Below are 16,814 nucleotides of genomic sequence, written 5' to 3'. Positions count from 1 at the left end.
CGGAACAAATGTAACTCAGTGGTGGCTGTAGCTCAGTTGGTAGAGTCCAGGATTGTGATTCCTGTTGTCGTGGGTTCGAGCCCCATCAGCCACCCCATTGTTTTACATGCGCAGCAACGAAAATGAGCCACCCTTGAGGTGGCTTTTTTGTGTCCGGCGCATTCGCACAACAACGCGCACCATGCAGTGCGCGCTTTCGCCATGCTTTGTTACTTGGTGTAATAACCGCCCGAGAACACCATGTCTTCCGATTTCTCGAAATAGACCGACTTGGCCTGGATTTCCTTGGTCACCGGGTTCTGCCACTTGTAGTTCGACTTGCCCTTGCCGTTGGCTTTGGCCTGCGACAGGATGTCCTTGATAAATTCCTTGCCATCCGCGTCCTTCAGGGCCGAGACGTCCTTGCCGATCAGCTTGGCGTTGGTGCCGTGCGCGATGACCTTGCCGTTCATATCGTAGACCGAAATGTACAGGTCGCGGTCGACAAACTGGCCCTTGTTGTTCGACATTTCGGCCAAGGCCTTGTCCTTGCCGTTGGCCTTCAGGAAAGCAACCGCTTTCTTGACCATCGCGGTCGCTTCCTCAGCGGTGCCCTGCTCGGCAGCGTAGGCGCCAGCGGACATGATCAAAGCGGTCGAGCATACCAGTGCTTGAAGCAGTTTCTTCATTTTCTATCCCTTGGTTAGTTTTATCGCGTACCGTTACGCCCAGGTACTTACGGTATCATGGCAGAAATCTTAAGTGCCCTACGGAAATTTTTTGGCCTGTCGTTTTTGTTCCGCGTCAAACCAACCGTGCTGCGTTTTATCGTGCTATAAATGCAAGAAACCAAAGGGAGGATGATATGGATCAAATGGATCGCCGCGCCGATGACCGGCGCCAGGACCACGATACCGCCGCCGTCGTCAGCGAAGCGCTGGCCTGCCAGCGGGCCTTTGGCAATGACGCCGCCCAGCGTTTCCTCAAAATGCGCGGGGTCGAGGGGGAAGTTGCGCAACAGGCGTTGCTGGACAACTACGATCGGCGCAAGCAGATTCGCCGCACCTCCGCGATGGCTGCCAACTGAACTGTATCGATCGGATCTTGTCCGACACCTGAGCCAATGCCAAGTGAAGGACAAGACAAATGAACATTGAAAGTGACGGGCGCGATGCCTATGATTTAGCCATGGAAGCGCGCATCACTCGACTGGAAGTGGCTGTGGAGCAGATTCAAAGCGACATCAGGGAGCTCAAGGAAGATGTGCGCGACATCCGCTCCGTCATCAATAGCCTCAGGACAACCGACTTCCGGCTCATCTTCGGTGCAATCATCACTGTTGCGCTCGGAAATGCCGCATTGATGGCAAAAGGTTTCGGCTGGCTGTAGCCGAAACCTCATCTTCACATCAGGCTGGCGCCGAGCCTTCGCGGTACAAACCCGCGTACTTCATCCCGAAAAACAGGATGTACACATAGCATGCGGCCGGCACCAGGAAGGACAGGTGCAGGCCCGCCAGGTCGGCAACCATTCCCTGTACAAACGGCAGGATCGCGCCGCCCACGATCGCCATGCACAACAGGCCCGAGCCTTGCCCGGTCGCCGGTCCCAGCTTGTGCAGCGCCATGCTGAAAATCGTCGGGAACATGATCGAGTTGCACAGCCCGACCGCCAGGATCGCCCACATCGCCAGCTGGCCTTCGCCAAACACAGCCACCAGGATCAGCGCAATCGAACAGGCGGCATTGAACGCCAGCGCCTTGCCCGGGCTAACGTAGCGCATCACGGCAAAGCCGATGAACCGGCCAACCATCGCGCCGCCCCAGTAATAACTGACGTACGGCGCCGCTTCCGCCGCGCTCATGCCCGCGACGCTGCCCTGTTCAAGGTAGTTGATCAGGAAGCTGCCGATGCTGACTTCGCCACCCACGTACACAAAGATGCCGATGGCGCCGAGCACGAGATGGCGGTGGCGCAGCAGTTCGCGCATGCCGCCGGTCTCGACGGCAGCCGTACCCTCGGCACCGATGCGTGGCAGCTTGGCAAATGCGAAGAACAAGGCCAGGCACAGCAGCGACGCGGCCAGCACCAGGTACGGGCCCTGCACTGCCGCAGCTTCCCTGGCGCGGTAGGCCAGCTGCTCGGCGGCCGGCAGCAGGGCGAATTCGGATGCGGTCAGCACCGCGCCCGACAGGATCAGCATGCCGCCCAGCGCAGGCGCGACCGTTGTGCCAAGCGAGTTAAACGCCTGCGTCAGCGTCAGCCGGCTCGACGCGGTCGCAGGATCGCCCAGCGCGGTAACGAAGGGATTGGCCGCCACCTGCAAGATCGTGATGCCCGACGCGAGAATGAAGAACGCCATCAGGAAAACCGCGTAGCCGGAGGTGGACGCCGGATAGAACAGCGCGCAGCCAAGCGCCGCGATCACCAGCCCGGCTACCGCGCCGGCCTGGTAGCCAATCCGCCTGATCAGCGCGCCGGCCGGCAGGGACACCACAAAGTAAGCGCCAAAGAAACAGAACTGCACCAGCATTGCCTGCACGTAGGTCAGCGTGTAGACCGACTTCAGGTGGGGAATCAGCACGTCATTCAATGCGGTCAGCAAGCCCCACATGAAGAACAGGATGGTGATGATGACCAGCGCGCCGGTATTGCCACTGGCGCCATTGGTGGCGCTTGTCGCTTGTGAAGGTTGGGAAAAAGTCGCCACGGTAAGTCAGTCCTTTTGTCGGTGGTAGCAAAAAACGTCTGGCCGACAATATAACAGCCTTACACGGGCTTGATGACGTAGACGCAGCGCCGCGCACCGGACAGCAAGTGCTCGGCGCGCTCGACCTGGCAGTCCTCGCCCAGCACACGCTGGAATATTTCCAGCTCCGAGCGGCAGAAGTTCTGGCATGCGCTCGCGGCCGCGCAGATCGGGCAATGGTTTTCGACCAGCAGCACGCTGCCGTCGGCGCGCACTTCGCTGTCGGCCATGTAGCCTTCGGCATCGCGCGCACCGGCCAGGGCCGCCACCCGGCCGGCCAGGTCGGGCGCATCGTCGACCAGCATGCGGTAATGCGCTTCGATGGCTTGCTCGCGCGCACCGATCAGCCGTTCCAGGCCCTCCTCGCCGAACACGGCGCGGGCCTGCTCGATCAGGTTCAGGGTCAGGTCGGCGTGACGGTCAGGAAAGCGCGCGTGCCCGCTTGCCGTCAGCATCCAGCGGCGCGACGGCCGGCCTGCCTTGTCGGCGATGTCTTCGTGGACAGCCAGCCCCTTCTCCGCCGCGGTTTCCAGCTGGCGCCGCGCGCCCATCGACGTCAGTCCAAGCAGGACCGCCAGTTGCTGGGCCGTCTGCGGCCCGCGCGTCTTCAGCAGGAACAGCGTTTGTTCAGCAGTATTCATTGTCCACCCTCCTTGATGCCATCCGCGGCAAGTTCGTCGTGCCAGCCTTGCAGCCGCCAGCTCGCCCACGCCGCCAGCACGGCGCCCAGCGCGAGCACCAGGCGGGTGTCGATCAGCGCCAGCAGGGAGCCCGCAATCGCCATCAGGATATTGGCCAGGCAGAACGTGGTGGACAACAAGCCCATCACCGCACCCTGCCCGTAGCCGCCATAGCGCTCGGCGCACCAGCCGGGCACGACCGCGTTGTAATACGACATCGGCAAACCGAACAGCACGATGGCCGCCATGCCAACCCGGGCATCGCCCGCAGCAACTGTGCCGACAGCAATGGCCACGCCCAGCGCGTTCACCGAGGCCAGCCGCAGCGGCGCCACGGTGCTGGGCCGCCCGGCGAACAGCGACACCGAGGTCATCACGGCGCACATGACCGCGGTGACCAGCGCGATGCCCTGCGCGTCATAGGCGGCAACTTCGACCAGCCACAAGGGATAGAATTCGTAGAACGCGGTCACGCCGCAGGTCAGCGCAAGGTGGACGATGAACAGCCGGCGCAGTTCGTCGTGGCGCAGCAAGTTGAGCGAGTGCTCGTTGCGCGCGACATGCCACCAGGAGGTCGCGGCGGTGGACGCCGTTTCGCGCGGCAACGCGGCGGCCACCAGCGCGGCCGACAGCAGCAGCGCGCCGGCCGCAATCCAGAACGGCACCGTCACGCCGAAGCCAATGGTGGCGGCGGCCATCAGCGGCCCGGCCAGCCAGCCCAGGTAAAACGCGCCGTTCAGCCACGACATGGCGCGCAGGCGCAGTGGCCCAGTCAGCCGGTCCGCCAGCAGTGCGCGCGCCACCGCGCTGCGTCCTTCCAGCAGGCCGGTGGCAAAGCGGGCGAACAAAAACAGCGGGTAGGATTCGATGACCAGCGCCAGCGCCGACAGCGCATGGCCGGCCGCAGCGCCGAACGAGGCCAGCAGCATCATGCGGCGCCGGCCGAAGCGGTCCGACAACGGTCCCAGCACGGCCGAGCCGATCAGCAGCCCGAGCGGGTTGATGGCAAGCGCCACGCCCAGCAGCAGCTTGGGTGGCATATCCATGAAGGTATTCAGGCCGTTGGCCGCGCTCGATGCGAACAGCGGCGGCAGGATCGGGTACGGCAGCGCCGCGCCCACCGTGGACAACAAGGCCATCAGGCAAGCGGCGGCGATCAGGAGAGCGTGTTGCATGGCTTGCCCAGAGTTGGAGACAAGCCATTATGCGCGCGAGCTGGACAATAAGTAAACAAAATTGTTTATTTATCCTGTCCCGCGTCGGGTTGATGCCTACTGGAATGGAATATCGCAGGCGTCGACAGCATTGCCGGCTTTATCCAGCCGTTGCGCGCACAGGTCGTAGCCGATACCGAAGTCAAGGCCGATCCGCTCGACTTTCCCATACTGCAGTACCAGCGACTTGCGCACGGTGCGTTTGGCGCTCAGGGCCGGCACATCGGCGGGAATCGCCATCGCCACGTTCTCGCCGCCCTGCAGCGCGTCATGGCTGCGGTCGACGTCGACGGCAAGCTCCACGTCCACCGCCACGCCCCCAGCCACGTAACGCGGCGCCGACAGGGTGCGCCGTGCTTTCAGTACGCCCCAGCTGCACACGCCCGCGGCGTCGCATTGCTTGACCTGAGCCAGCGGAAACTGTTCGGTATGCCGGGCGAGGCCGGCAAGTGGCCACGCGGTGCGCAGGGCATCGGGTTTGTCGCTGACGGCATGGGTCCATGACAGGCTGTTGACCAGTGAGACCGTGTGATGGGTGCGCGCGGGGTCGTGCGGGCCCGGCATGACCGTGCAGCCGGCCACTGCCAGCAGCGCTGCGGCGGTGATGGAAATTGTTGGGCGCATGATGTCCTTCCTGTAAAGCTGGGAAATTTAACAACACAGGGAGGGTAACAGCGATCGCACGGCAGGCAGCGCGCGGGAGGGTGCCAAAAACGAAGGGTAAAACGCCAGCCGGCCTCGCGGGCCGGCTGGTTGGGAGTATCTTAGTCGAGCTTCCAGGCGTAGTCGACCTTGGTCCAGGTCTGCGCCGGCGCGCCGTCCTTGGTACCCGGCTTGAACTTGCAGGCCGACAGCGACTTCATCGCGGCCTTGTCCAGGTTCTTGAAGCCGCTGGTCTTTTCCAGCTTGGAATCGACCACGCTGCCGTCCGCGCTGACCAGGAACGCCATCGAAACGGTGCCCTGCTCTTCGTTCATCAGCGAGGCTTTCGGATACTCCGCCTTGCAATTTTTGGGATCGAAGCTGGCCGGAACTTCGGCAGCGACAACGGCACAGCTTGCACCCGACAGGGCCAGGGCAGCGATGAAACGGAGATAGCGCTTATTCGTAGACATACCATTTCTCCCAAAAATTTAATCAGCTAGAGATCAGAGCGACCAGACGTAGTCAACCTTGGTCCAGGTCTGCGCCACTGCGCCATCCTTGGTGCCCGGCTTGAACTTGCATGCCGAGATCGCCTTGATCGCAGCCTTGTCCAGGTTCTTGAAGCCACTGCTCTTTTCAACCTTCGACTCGACAACCTTGCCGTCAGCCGATACCAGGAATGCCATGGTGACGGCGCCCTGCTCTTCGTTCATCAGGGAAGTCTTTGGGTACTCTGCCTTGCAGTTTTTTGCATCGAAGCTGGCTGGAACTTCGGCTGCAAAACTGGTGCTGCTAACTGCCGCGAACATCAGGGCGGCGATGGTGCTCATACGCTTGTTCATTTTTCTTAATCCCACATCGTTAAATAAAATATCGTCTGACTACGACCGCTTAAAACTCTTCCCACTCGTCGTTGCCGGCGGTGGTTGCTGCAATCTTCTTTGGCGCCGCTGCCGGTGCTGCCGGTGCTGCCGGGGCTGCTGCACGGGCCGCCGGGCGCTTCAGCGCTGGCTTGGCCTTGGCAACAACTGGCTTGGCAACCGGTGCTGCCGCTGCCTGTGGCGCAGCTTCCGCCACGTGGATCTCTTCGCCTTCGACCAGCTTGAAGATGCTGACCACGCGGGCCAGTTCGCCGGCCTGGTCCTGCAGGCTCTGCGCTGCCGCAGCCGCTTCTTCCACCAGCGCCGCGTTCTGCTGGGTCATGCTGTCCATCTCGATGATCGACAGGTTGACCTGCTCGATGCCGGCCGACTGTTCCTGGCTTGCATTGGCGATCTCGCTCATGATGTCGGTCACACGCTTGACGCTGGCAACGACTTCATCCATCGTCACGCCGGCCTGGCCGACCAGCTTGCTGCCGCGCTCGACCTTCTCTACCGAGTCGCCGATCAGGGTCTTGATTTCCTTCGCTGCCGCTGCCGAACGCTGGGCTAGGTTACGCACTTCCGACGCCACCACCGCGAAGCCGCGGCCCTGTTCACCGGCACGTGCTGCTTCCACTGCCGCGTTCAGCGCCAGGATGTTGGTCTGGAAAGCGATGCCATCGATAACGCCGATGATGTCGACAATCTTGTTGGCCGAGGTGTTGATCGAACCCATGGTGTCGACCACCTGGGCCACCACGTCGCCGCCTTTGCGGGCCACGTCCGATGCCGTTGCCGCCAGTGCATTCGCTTCACGGGCATTGTCGGCGTTCTGCTTCACGGTCGAGGTCAGTTCTTCCATCGCCGACGCGGTCTTTTCCAGCGCGCTGGCTTGCATTTCAGTACGCGACGACAGGTCGATGTTGCCCGCGGCGATTTCACGCGATGCGGTGCCGATGGTCTCGGTGCCGCCGCGGACCTGGCCGACGATGCCTTTCAGGCTGTTGCGCATTTCGCGCACTTCCATCAGCAGGCTGCCCTGGGCTGCCTGCTCGGTGTCGATGCGGATCGACAGGTCGCCTGCGGCGATGCTGCTGGCGATCTTGGCGGTGTAATCCGGCTCGCCGCCCAGCTGCTTGAGCAGGCCGCGGGTGATGACCCATGCCGCCATCACGCCGAGGGCGCCGGCCACCAGGCCCAGGATGATCATCATGTTGCGTGCTGCGTTGAAGCCGCTTTCAGCTTCTGCCTGCGCCTGGGCGCTCATCTTTTCTTCCAGCGATGCCAGCTTGTCCAGCGCTTCCATCCACTTTTTCTGCGGTGGACGGATTTCCTTGATCAAGACGCGGGTTGCCGACTCGGCGTCGTTGCCCAGCCACAGCGCCGATGCCTTGGCGATGGCAGCCTGGGCCAGCGCCTCGTTTTCCTTGATCTGTACCAGCAGGGCTTTTTCTTCCGCCGAACCTTCGCGGGCGAACACGTCGCTCAGTTTCTTCTGCGCTTCAGCATACTTGTCAGCACGCGCCTTGATCTGGTTCATCTCCGGTTCCATGTCGGCCGGATCGGTCATCAGGGTCAGCACTTTCAGCGACGAGATGCGGTCGCCCACGTTGTTACGCATGTCGATCACGAGACGGCTGACCACGTTGTTGACGCTGACGACGCGGTCAAGGCGGTCCTGGATTTCCGACATGCGGAAAATGCCCACGATCGTCACTGCAACCAGGAAGAACAATACGAGGGCGAAACCGAGCGCCAGGCGGGTGCCGACCTTCATGCTGGATAAATTCATTTCGTGTCTTTTCTATGAAACGTAGTGATCGAAATCGCTCGGATCAGTGCCTTGCCGGACGCATTTTTGATGCTTTGTGGCAACACAAGGAACCTCCGCGTGTTTCCGTCAGGATAAATCAAAAAAATGACTGCGAATGCAAAAATAACGGCGCAGGCATTGTTTGTTTCGTGAGAACAACACTTGTCGGGCCTGGTGATTCCGGTTGCCCGAAGGAAACAACGGAGTGATTATAGGTTTTTATCTTGCTGTGAGGCAAGCAATAAAGCTGAGGGTACAAGAGTTACGAGTATTGCTAAAATCGCAACACGCTTGCGCAAAGAACTATCGCCCAGAGGGAAAAAGAGGAAAAAACGGCGCCAGCGGAGGTGGCGCGCGCGCCGGGGCGGGTGGCCCCGGTGTTGCGTTTGCGCGTCAGCCTGCCTGCAGGCGGGCGCAGGCGTCGAGCAGCAGGCGCGGGTCGCCGGCGGCCAGGCGCGCCGGATCGGACATCACCTGGCGGAAACTGCGCGCCCCCGGCAGCCCGGCCATGATGCCCAGCATGTGGCGGGTAATGGTGTTCAGCTTGAGGCCGCGCGCGCCGTGCTGGGCGATTTGCGCTTCTATATAGGGAATCATCGCCTCAAGCACTTGCTGGCGTGTCTTCACCGGCGTGTCGTCGCCATAGAAGCGCGAGTCGTACTCGGCCATGATGTAAGGATTATGGTAAGCCTCGCGGCCCAGCATGACGCCGTCGACGTGTTCGAGGTGAGCGGCCACTTCGTCCGAGGTCTTGATGCCGCCGTTGATAATGATCTCCAGGCCAGGGAACTCGCGCTTGAGTTGGTAGGCAACTTCATAGCGCAGCGGCGGAATCTCGCGGTTTTCCTTGGGCGACAAGCCCTTCAGCACGGCATTGCGGGCATGCACGATGAAAGTCTGGCAGCCGGCGTCGGCAATCGTGCCGACGAAATCGCGCACGAAACCATACTCTTCATTGCGGTCGATGCCAATGCGGTGCTTGACGGTCACATCGATCGACACGGCGTCGCGCATCGCCTTGACGCAATCGGCCACCAGCTGCGGTTCAGCCATCAGGCAGGCGCCAAATGCGCCCTTCTGCACCCGTTCGGACGGGCAACCGCAGTTGAGGTTGACTTCATCGTAACCCCACGCCTGCCCAAGCTTTGCACTTTTGGCAAGATCAACGGGGTCGCTGCCGCCCAGCTGCAGCGCCACCGGGTGCTCTTCCTCATTAAAGCGCAGGTGGCGCTCGACGTCGCCATACACCAGTGCGCCGGTCGTCACCATTTCTGTGTACAACCATGTATGACGGGTGATTTCGCGGTGGAACTTGCGGCAGTGGCGGTCAGTCCAGTCCATCATCGGGGCGACCGAGAGTTTCCTGGATTTGTAGGCGCCTGAAGTACCGCTTTTCCCGTCGGGCGTGTAGCAATTCTGATGCATCGTGGTGTGTGCAGTGTTGATCCGTAACCCGCCATGATAGCGCAGCGCCACGGCTTGCGTGCGATCCAGTCCCTGGAGCGGACCCGAAAAAATAAGCGAAAAAACCCTCTTCCGCGCCGCCAGCGGCTACAATTCTCGAAAGCAATCCTCGTCCTGCGGGTCCACCTTTCACTCTTGCCAACTGCTGATTCAGTACTTATTCTCATGAAGCTCACTGCTATTTTTTCTGAAATTTTTCAAGTCCCTGAATCGACCTTGCAGGACCAGACCCAGTTCAAGGAGATACCTACCTGGGACTCGCTCCAGCATATGTTGCTGATTACGCGTGTGGAAGATGATTTTCAGGTGCAGTTTGATGGCGACCAGATTGCCGATATGCGTACGCTGGGCGATGTGCGCAAGGCCGTGCTGGCCAGTGGCGGCAAGCTGTGAACCTGGCCGGCGCCAGGGTGCTGGTCACCGGCGGCGGCCGGGGCATAGGCCGCAGGCTGGTCGAAGGTTTCTTGTCCGATGGGGCCCTGGTGGGCGTATTTGAAAGAGACGAAAATTTGTGCGCCGAGCTGCGCACCGCTTTCGATGGACGTGTGCTGGCCTGGCCCTGCGACGTCGCCGACCCGGATGCGGTCGATGCTGCGGTTGCCAGCGCCAAACAAGACGGATTCGAGCCGGACGTGCTGGTCAATAACGCTGGCGTGATCCACAGCGAACCACTGGTCAATTTCACCGCACGGGGAGACCGGGTCCACTCGCGCCGCGCCTGGCGCGATGTGATGGCTGCAGACCTCGATTCCGTGTTTTTTGTCACCAGCCGTGTCGTCGATGGCATGATCGCCCGGCGCTGCAAGGGCGTCGTTATTTCGATCAGTTCGATTGCCGCCGCCGGCAATCCAGGCCAGTCCGCCTACTCGGCCGCCAAGGCCGGGGTGAATGCCCTGACCTGTACCTGGGCCAAGGAACTGGGCGCGCTGGGCTTGCGTTTCGTTGCAATTGCCCCCGGCTTCTTCGATACGCCATCCACGCGGGCCGCTTTAAGCGAAACCATCATTGCGCGCCTGCAGCAGCAGATCCCCTTGCGCAAACTCGGCAATCCGGATGCGATCTACCTCGCTGCCCGCCAGATCGTCGAGAACGACTATCTCACCGGTACCGTGCTTGAGCTGGACGGCGGATTAACACTCTGACGAGGGACGCTGGTCATGGCTTTCGTTTCCAATATTGGGCTGGCATTCGAGGAGGTGGTTCGCCGCCACCATGACCGCACCGCCCTGCTGTATCCCGCGACCGAGGAAACAGTCTCCTACGGCAAACTTGCCGCCCTTGCGACTGCGATTGCCGGCGAGCTGGTTCGCCAGGGCGTGCAGCCAGGCGATGTCGTTGCGATGTTCCACGACAAATCGCCCCCAGCATATGCGGCGATGCTGGCGTGCCTGCGCCTGGGCGTGATCTATACCAATCTCGACCCGGACAGTCCATGGGCAAGACTGGAAAAAATCCTGCATACCTGCCAGCCGCGCCTGATCGTCAATAGCTTTTCCACGCTGCCTTACCAAGATGCGCTGGAACAGGCCGGCACGCTGCCCGTCCTCGACTTGCAGGCATGGTCGCGCCGTCCGCTCGCGGACTCCGAAGCATTGCCCGACGCAGCCAGCGTCGGGGGCCAGCACCCCGCGTACATCATGTTCACTTCGGGTTCGACCGGCATGCCCAAAGGCGCTGCGATTTCGCACGCCAACCTGCTGTGGTTTATCGGCTGGGCGCATGACCGTTTTGCTGTCACGCAGGACGATGTGATGACGAACGCCAACCCGATGTACTTCGATAATTCGGTGTTCGATTTTTATACCGCCCTGTTTGCCGGCGCCACACTGGTGCCGCTCACGGCGGAACAGGTCAGGGAACCGCGCACCCTCGTCAAGCTCGTGAACCAGGCGCGTTGCAGCATCTGGTTTTCCGTGCCTTCCCTGCTGGTCTACCTGCTGACCACGCGTGCCCTGGCGGCTAAAGATTTTCCTGCAATGCGCGCCATCGTCTTCGGCGGCGAGGGTTTCCCCAAGACCCGGCTCAAGCAGCTTTTCGATCTGTTCGGCGCGCGCACGGCGCTGGAGAATGTCTACGGTCCGACGGAATGCACTTGTATTTGCAGCGCGCATCGTGTCGAGGCGGTCGACTTCGACGACATGACCAGGCTGGCTACGCTCGGTTCCATTGCACAGAATTTTTCCGCACATATCCTGCCGCTGGATGCGGCCGCTCCCCAGTTTGGCGAATTGTTCCTGGCAGGGCCGCACGTCGGCCTGGGCTATTACAACGACCCCGAGCGTACTTCCAGGTCTTTTATCCAGAATCCCGCCAATGCGCGCTATCCGGAAGTGGGCTACCGGACTGGCGACCTGGTTGAGCGTGACGAGAACGGCAAGCTGCACTTTAAAGGACGTCAGGATTTCCAGATCAAGCACATGGGCTATCGCATCGAACTCGAAGAAATCGAGGCGGCCCTGAACACATTGCCAAACGTGAAGGAATGCGCGGTTGTTTATCGCAAGCTGGCCGAAGGCCTCGGCGAGATCGTCGCCTTTGCCGCGGCCGACGATGCTGGCGTCACGGCCGAATCCCTGCTGTCGCAACTTGCCGCGCTGTTGCCGGCTTATATGGTGCCGCGCAAAGTCAATGTGATGGCGCAGCTGCCAAAAAACGCGAACGGCAAGATCGATCGTGTTTCCCTTCAATCAGCTATCCAGGAAAGAGCGTCGCAATGAAACCTTTGATCTTGTTCGGCGCCGGAAAAATCGCCGACGTGCTGTTATATTTTTTCCAGCACCAAAGCGAGCGCAAGGTGGTGGCATGCACGGTCGACGCCCCGTATGCGCCAGGCAAAGAATGGCAAGGCCTGCCCGTGGTCCCGTTCGACGCGATCGCCGCGCAGTATCCGCCGGAACAGTACGACATGTTCATCGCGGTCGGTTACCAAGACATGAATGACCTGCGCAAAAAGAAATGTGCCGAAGCGCGCGCCTTGGGCTATACCTTGGCTTCCTATATTGATCCAGGCACGCCGAGCGATCTTGTCCATGGCGACAACTGCTTTGTGATGAACCAGGCGCTGGTCCACCCGCGCGTAGCTCTGGGCAACAACGTATTTGTCTGGAGCGGTGCGATGGTTGGCCACCACAGCGCGATCGGCGACAACTGCTGGCTTACCTCTTGTACGAATATTTCCGGCGCGGTGACGGTGGGAGCGAACTGCTTTTTCGCAGTCAACAGCACGGTCGGGCATGGTGTGACGATGGGCGAGGAATGCTTTGTGGGAGCCAATGCCCTGGTGACGAAATCCGCGGAACGCGGCGCAGTGTTCGTCGAAGGCAATACTCCGCAGCTTCGCCTGGACAGCCGGCAGTTCCTCCGGATGTCGCGATTTTCAAATCTATAGAGGGAGTCGAATATGACCCAAGCCAAGAAACCCGATGCGAGTGGCGGGCAGGTATCGCACGCGCCGGAGCGCGGCTACCGCCGGATCGGCTTCGAAACACGCATGCTCGAGCAGCGTCGCGAACCCTTCTGGCAGGGAGTGAACCCATCACTTCCCGGCATTTACCGGTCATGTGAGCCTAGGCCGTTTCCGAGCCGGAGTCGCTGACACAGGTCCATGGATTCGACTGGTTCAAGGGAAACCATCCGGACGACAACGAGAAGCATCTTGTCGACGACAATTCCTACTTTGAGAGCAAGGAACGCCTTGAGGCGCTGATCAAGGCGCAGCAGCTCGATAACATCGCCTTGCTGCATGAACTGGACTTATCCAAGGACCTTCCCGCCTTCTTCGACGACTATGCGCACCTGCAATTCAAGCTGGTATTCCTCGATTGCGGACTCTACAAGGTAGTGCATCATTGCATCGAGCATTTCTGGCCGCGGCTGACGCCTGGCGGCATTCTGCTGCTTGACAATATCAACCATGAAACAGCGCCCGGAGAGACCCAGGCTGTGCGCGAATTGCTGCCTGGCCTGCCTATCCGTACCTTCCCATTCACGCAGCAGCCTACCGGCTATATCGTGAAACCAATGCAGGGCTAAGACCCAAACGCGGGGCTACAGGTCGGTTTCCAGCAGGTCGTAGCACTTGGCGTTGTGCCAGACGCCCTCCTTCATGAAGGCATGGCGTTTCTCGCCGATCAAGCGGAATCCCCATTGCTTGATCACGCGTTCCGATTGCGGGTTCGATGTGAAGTGCTCCACCACCAGCCGGTGGATGCCAAGCTCCTTGAACGCGAAAGCGATCACGTGCCGGCCGGCTTCCGACATGATGCGCTGTCCCTGGAACTCCACGCCGAGCCAATACGCCAGCTCCGCGCTGTGATAAGTGAGCGCGCGGTGATGGCGCATGATGCTGATGAGCGAGATGATCCCGCAGAAGCGGCCGTCCCTGAAAATGGACCAGGTGATGCCCCGCTCGTCGCGGCGGCTTTGCTCCAGGTTGTCGATCAGCGCCCTGGTGACCGATTTGTCCTGGTGCGGCTGCCATGACATCAGCCGGCTGATGCGCGGATCGGTCACATGCGGCCAGATATCGTCCAGGTCCTTCATGCTGATCGGGGTGAGCAGCAAGCGCTCCGTTTCGATAGTCAGATTTTCTGGGAACAATGCTGTTACCTCGTTTCAAGTGGGTATTCGGCATATCCCATGCCCTCGGCGCCAAAACCGTTGCCGTTGTAGAACATGAGCAACTTCTTCTCCTGGCGGATCACATACGGATAGGCGATCATCAGGGAATCCCATCCGCTGTCGGATACATCGATTCCCGCCTGCGCATCGGCGCGCGTCCAATGCTCAAGGTGATCGGAATGGGCGTAACCAATGCGATAGCTATCCTGGCCATTGCGGAAGTCGCTGCTCCCCCGATAACAAAACCACATGTGATAGGTGTTATCGACGCGGATGACGGTCGGCCGGGTCAAGGCTTCGCTGTCGTCGCGGCACCGTAAGGCGGCGATTCCAGGTTGATGCCACGTCATGCCGTCCTTCGATGACGCCGTCTTCAAGTCGTACTGATGCTCCATTTTTCCATGGAATTCCCGCCACGACGTGCCGGAGCAATACCAGGAGCGCCATTGGCCCTGCTCGCGCAGCATGAAGGGCGATGTGGCGGAGTACGGTTCGGCCGCGGTCGCCTTGAGGATCGGTTCCTCGCTGGCGCGCGTAAATGTCATGCCATCGTCGCTGACTGCCAGGCCGGTGAAGTTGCGGTATGGCGCGTCAGTCGTGCCGCGGCTCCAGCCGCTGTAGTACAGGAACAGGCGATTATCGACTTCGACAACGCAGCTCGGCATGATGCCGTGTTCGTCGAAGGTGCCGGCTTTGCCAAGTTCCAATATCGGCCGGTCGTGCACGTACAATACCTCGCGCGGATCGTGGGCCGACACATCGATGAAGGTGGTCATGCTCAGGCCCGGTTCGGGACGTGTAGCGAAAAATATCCTCAGCGTATCGGGATCTTTTTGCCACACGGTGGGGACCTGCGCGTGGCTATGCATCCAGCCATGCTGGCCCGACGCCTCGAAGATCTTGCCTTTCTTGATCCACATGCGCCTATTTTCCGAGATCGCGCAGGGCTGCCGCCTTGACCACGTCGTCCAGCCAGGCGTGCATGCTCTTGCCGGACTTTTGCATCGCCTCCAAGGCGAGGGTCTTGGTTTCGGGTTTCACGCCTTCCAGCTGGCCGTCGACACGCGTCATGTGGGTGCCGCCACGCGGGCCGGGAATTTCATAATTGAAGTTACCGGTAGGCTCGCCATCGCCGACGACAAAATCGATCAGGTAGAACACGCCGCCGATCACCCACCGCAGCCGCACCTCGCGCGCCTCGACCGGCATTTCCTGCAGCGGCAGCGGCGCATTGAACTGCGGATTGGTGGCGGTCAGTATCTGTGCGAAGCGGGTGCCGCGCAGCCACGGCGGCATGCTTTCATCGCCGACCAGCACGCGTCCGCCGATTTTGGTCACCCGCGCGAACTCCTTCAGCGCACGCTTGATGTCGCCGAATTCGCCCAGTCCGCCGAAGTGGTAGACCGCATCGAAATAACCATCGGGGAAAGGCAGGTAGCTGCCGTTGGACAAGGAATAGTCGATCGGCACATTCACGCCGTCCATCCTCTCCACGCATTTCTCCAGCATCGGCAGCGAAATATCCTGCAGGTACAGCTTGCCGGTAGCGTCCAGGCGCTGCGCCAGCAAGGCCGAATCGCGGCCCGAGCCGCAACTGACTTCCAGCACGCGGTGATGCGGTTCGATCTCCAGCGTGTCGATCATCTTGTTGCGGGTGACCGTCTCATCTTCCCAGAAGGTTTCAAAGGTCAGGTGCAGGAACTTGTCATAGATCTCGGCACGCTGGTTGTAGAACTCCCTGCTTTTCTGTTCGGTCGGATGCAATACAGGGGGAAAGGTCAGGTCGGCAATGCCATTGTTGATCGCGTAGCTGCGGCCACAGGCTGAGGTGAGCCAGCCCGCGAGCACATTGTCCTGGTCCTGGCAGTCGATCTCCAGCGTCAGCTCAGAACCGGTTTCTGGACATCGATAATTTTTTTCCTCACCAGCTTTCATGTCTTTCCTCTATAAATTTTCATCCACGGCGAGAGCGCCGGGTTTGGCCGCGCACTGTCTCAATACTATAGTTGATCCAAAGCACTCGCGCTACGTTGACTCATTCCAGCTCGGCGGCAAACAGTGCTTGCCGCGCGGCGGCCCTGCCCTGGTACATCAAGGCATCGATGATCGACAGTCCCGGCATGAATGGCGCCCCGCCCTGGGCATACTCCTCCAGCCGGGGCTTCAGGAAGCGCAGCTGCATGCCGAGCGCGGCGAAATCGGCGGGCGCGTACAAGTCCTTGCCGCCGGGCGCATTGACATAGACGCTGGCCTGCTCCTGGCGGCAAATGTCCAGGATGCGCCGGGCTCCCTTGTACTCCTTGTTCTCATATTGCGCCGAGCTCCCGATGATCTGGCAGGGAAGTTCCAGCCAGTCTTTCAGGGCGGTCAGGGAAAAGCGCAGGTAGGGCGCCAGCATGGTTTCCGGACAGCTGAGTATGTCCTGCACCAGCGGCATGGTCTCCGCGTAAAACGGCGCTTTGCGGTAGGACTGCTCGATGGTTTTGAGCAGCTTGCTGGGCCACGCGGCATCGTCGCTCAAGGCGATCTGGTTGATCTGCTGGTTCTGGCTCGCGCCCCGCAAGGGGATGGTCACCAGGTGTTCGCGCCCACCGACGAGGATGCGGTTGCGGTTGATCCAGCCACGGTTGATGAAACTGACATCGTCGAACAGCACGAAGCGGTCGACCGCGGCCATCAATTGGAAGTAGCCGATATAGGGGACGAAATACGGCTGCATGATGGCCAGTTTCATCGTCGCTGTGCTTTCTTCAGGTAGTGGCATTGCGGCACGGGGGCGCCTCCTCG

20 protein-coding genes and 1 tRNA gene are annotated in these 16,814 nt (G+C 60.7%); 8 read left to right on the top strand and 13 right to left on the bottom strand.

Annotation, left to right across the window (positions count from 1 at the left end):
* The first annotated feature begins 21 nt into the window (after positions 1-21).
* Positions 22-97 (top strand) — tRNA-His (locus LMJ30_RS03260).
* A gap of 112 nt (positions 98-209) precedes the next feature.
* On the opposite strand, the gene LMJ30_RS03255 is transcribed toward LMJ30_RS03260, so the two are convergent.
* Positions 210-668 (bottom strand): cache domain-containing protein, encoded by a 459-nt coding sequence (locus tag LMJ30_RS03255; protein WP_229430903.1) that lies wholly within the window; start codon positions 666-668, stop codon positions 210-212.
* 176 nt (positions 669-844) lie between these two features.
* Between LMJ30_RS03255 and LMJ30_RS03250 the strand changes: the two genes are divergently transcribed.
* Both LMJ30_RS03250 and LMJ30_RS03245 read left to right on the top strand, forming a co-directional pair.
* Complete coding sequence (locus tag LMJ30_RS03250) at positions 845-1,066, top strand: hypothetical protein (protein ID WP_229430902.1); 222 nt, start codon at positions 845-847, stop codon at positions 1,064-1,066.
* Between the two features lie 59 nt (positions 1,067-1,125).
* Positions 1,126-1,368 carry a hypothetical protein gene (locus LMJ30_RS03245; protein ID WP_229430901.1) on the top strand — a complete coding sequence of 81 codons (243 nt, stop codon included), beginning with the start codon at positions 1,126-1,128 and terminating at the stop codon, positions 1,366-1,368.
* Positions 1,369-1,387: 19 nt separating this feature from the next.
* Here the strand turns inward: LMJ30_RS03245 and LMJ30_RS03240 are convergent, their stop codons facing one another.
* From LMJ30_RS03240 to dusA, 8 genes are all read right to left on the bottom strand, one after another.
* On the bottom strand, positions 1,388-2,689 hold the full coding sequence (locus LMJ30_RS03240) for a sugar MFS transporter (RefSeq protein WP_229430900.1): 1,302 nt from the start codon (positions 2,687-2,689) through the stop codon (positions 1,388-1,390).
* A gap of 59 nt (positions 2,690-2,748) precedes the next feature.
* Positions 2,749-3,369 carry a helix-turn-helix transcriptional regulator gene (locus tag LMJ30_RS03235; protein ID WP_229430899.1) on the bottom strand — a complete coding sequence of 207 codons (621 nt, stop codon included), beginning with the start codon at positions 3,367-3,369 and terminating at the stop codon, positions 2,749-2,751.
* Positions 3,366-4,583, bottom strand: coding sequence for an MFS transporter (locus LMJ30_RS03230; protein ID WP_229430898.1), 1,218 nt, complete (start codon positions 4,581-4,583; stop codon positions 3,366-3,368). Before LMJ30_RS03230 ends, LMJ30_RS03235 begins: the two co-directional genes overlap by 4 nt.
* Positions 4,584-4,679: 96 nt before the next feature.
* The gene (locus LMJ30_RS03225; protein ID WP_229430897.1) at positions 4,680-5,246 is read right to left on the bottom strand and encodes a hypothetical protein; all 567 of its coding nucleotides are present in this window, start codon (positions 5,244-5,246) and stop codon (positions 4,680-4,682) included.
* Between the two features lie 140 nt (positions 5,247-5,386).
* On the bottom strand, positions 5,387-5,737 hold the full coding sequence (locus LMJ30_RS03220) for an energy transducer TonB (RefSeq protein WP_229430896.1): 351 nt from the start codon (positions 5,735-5,737) through the stop codon (positions 5,387-5,389).
* A gap of 33 nt (positions 5,738-5,770) precedes the next feature.
* A complete protein-coding gene (locus tag LMJ30_RS03215; protein ID WP_229430895.1) occupies positions 5,771-6,109 on the bottom strand; it encodes an energy transducer TonB in 339 nt (112 codons plus the stop codon).
* A gap of 49 nt (positions 6,110-6,158) precedes the next feature.
* The gene (locus tag LMJ30_RS03210; RefSeq protein ID WP_229430894.1) at positions 6,159-7,922 is read right to left on the bottom strand and encodes a methyl-accepting chemotaxis protein; all 1,764 of its coding nucleotides are present in this window, start codon (positions 7,920-7,922) and stop codon (positions 6,159-6,161) included.
* 414 nt (positions 7,923-8,336) lie between these two features.
* Positions 8,337-9,368 carry a tRNA dihydrouridine(20/20a) synthase DusA gene (gene dusA / locus LMJ30_RS03205; protein WP_267869518.1) on the bottom strand — a complete coding sequence of 344 codons (1,032 nt, stop codon included), beginning with the start codon at positions 9,366-9,368 and terminating at the stop codon, positions 8,337-8,339.
* Positions 9,369-9,401: 33 nt separating this feature from the next.
* Here dusA and LMJ30_RS03200 point away from each other — a divergent pair, with 33 nt between their 5' ends.
* From LMJ30_RS03200 to LMJ30_RS03180, 5 genes are all read left to right on the top strand, one after another.
* The gene (locus tag LMJ30_RS03200; RefSeq protein WP_229430892.1) at positions 9,402-9,800 is read left to right on the top strand and encodes an acyl carrier protein; all 399 of its coding nucleotides are present in this window, start codon (positions 9,402-9,404) and stop codon (positions 9,798-9,800) included.
* A complete protein-coding gene (locus tag LMJ30_RS03195) occupies positions 9,797-10,549 on the top strand; it encodes an SDR family NAD(P)-dependent oxidoreductase (RefSeq protein WP_229430891.1) in 753 nt (250 codons plus the stop codon). Before LMJ30_RS03200 ends, LMJ30_RS03195 begins: the two co-directional genes overlap by 4 nt.
* A 15-nt stretch (positions 10,550-10,564) precedes the next feature.
* Positions 10,565-12,124 (top strand): amino acid adenylation domain-containing protein, encoded by a 1,560-nt coding sequence (locus LMJ30_RS03190; RefSeq protein WP_229430890.1) that lies wholly within the window; start codon positions 10,565-10,567, stop codon positions 12,122-12,124.
* A complete protein-coding gene (locus LMJ30_RS03185) occupies positions 12,121-12,795 on the top strand; it encodes a DapH/DapD/GlmU-related protein (protein ID WP_229430889.1) in 675 nt (224 codons plus the stop codon). Before LMJ30_RS03190 ends, LMJ30_RS03185 begins: the two co-directional genes overlap by 4 nt.
* A gap of 203 nt (positions 12,796-12,998) precedes the next feature.
* Positions 12,999-13,439 (top strand): class I SAM-dependent methyltransferase, encoded by a 441-nt coding sequence (locus LMJ30_RS03180; RefSeq protein ID WP_267869536.1) that lies wholly within the window; start codon positions 12,999-13,001, stop codon positions 13,437-13,439.
* Between the two features lie 15 nt (positions 13,440-13,454).
* Here LMJ30_RS03180 and LMJ30_RS03175 read toward each other — a convergent pair whose 3' ends face one another.
* The 4 genes from LMJ30_RS03175 to LMJ30_RS03160 all read right to left on the bottom strand — a co-directional run bounded on the left by LMJ30_RS03175 (position 13,455) and on the right by LMJ30_RS03160 (position 16,761).
* Positions 13,455-14,006 carry a GNAT family N-acetyltransferase gene (locus LMJ30_RS03175; protein WP_229430888.1) on the bottom strand — a complete coding sequence of 184 codons (552 nt, stop codon included), beginning with the start codon at positions 14,004-14,006 and terminating at the stop codon, positions 13,455-13,457.
* A gap of 5 nt (positions 14,007-14,011) precedes the next feature.
* The gene (locus LMJ30_RS03170) at positions 14,012-14,947 is read right to left on the bottom strand and encodes a glycoside hydrolase family protein (RefSeq protein ID WP_229430887.1); all 936 of its coding nucleotides are present in this window, start codon (positions 14,945-14,947) and stop codon (positions 14,012-14,014) included.
* Between the two features lie 4 nt (positions 14,948-14,951).
* A complete protein-coding gene (locus LMJ30_RS03165) occupies positions 14,952-15,962 on the bottom strand; it encodes a class I SAM-dependent methyltransferase (protein WP_229430886.1) in 1,011 nt (336 codons plus the stop codon).
* Positions 15,963-16,062: 100 nt separating this feature from the next.
* Entirely contained in the window at positions 16,063-16,761 is a 699-nt protein-coding gene (locus LMJ30_RS03160; RefSeq protein WP_229430885.1) for a WbqC family protein, read from the bottom strand.
* Between the last annotated feature and the right edge of the window lie 53 nt (positions 16,762-16,814).

The sequence above is a fragment of the Massilia agrisoli genome (assembly GCF_020831365.1).
Taxonomy (GTDB): Bacteria; Pseudomonadota; Gammaproteobacteria; order Burkholderiales; family Burkholderiaceae_D; genus Telluria_A; species Telluria_A agrisoli.
Note: the sequence above shows the minus strand (reverse complement) of the source record. Positions and strands in the feature narration are given on the sequence as shown.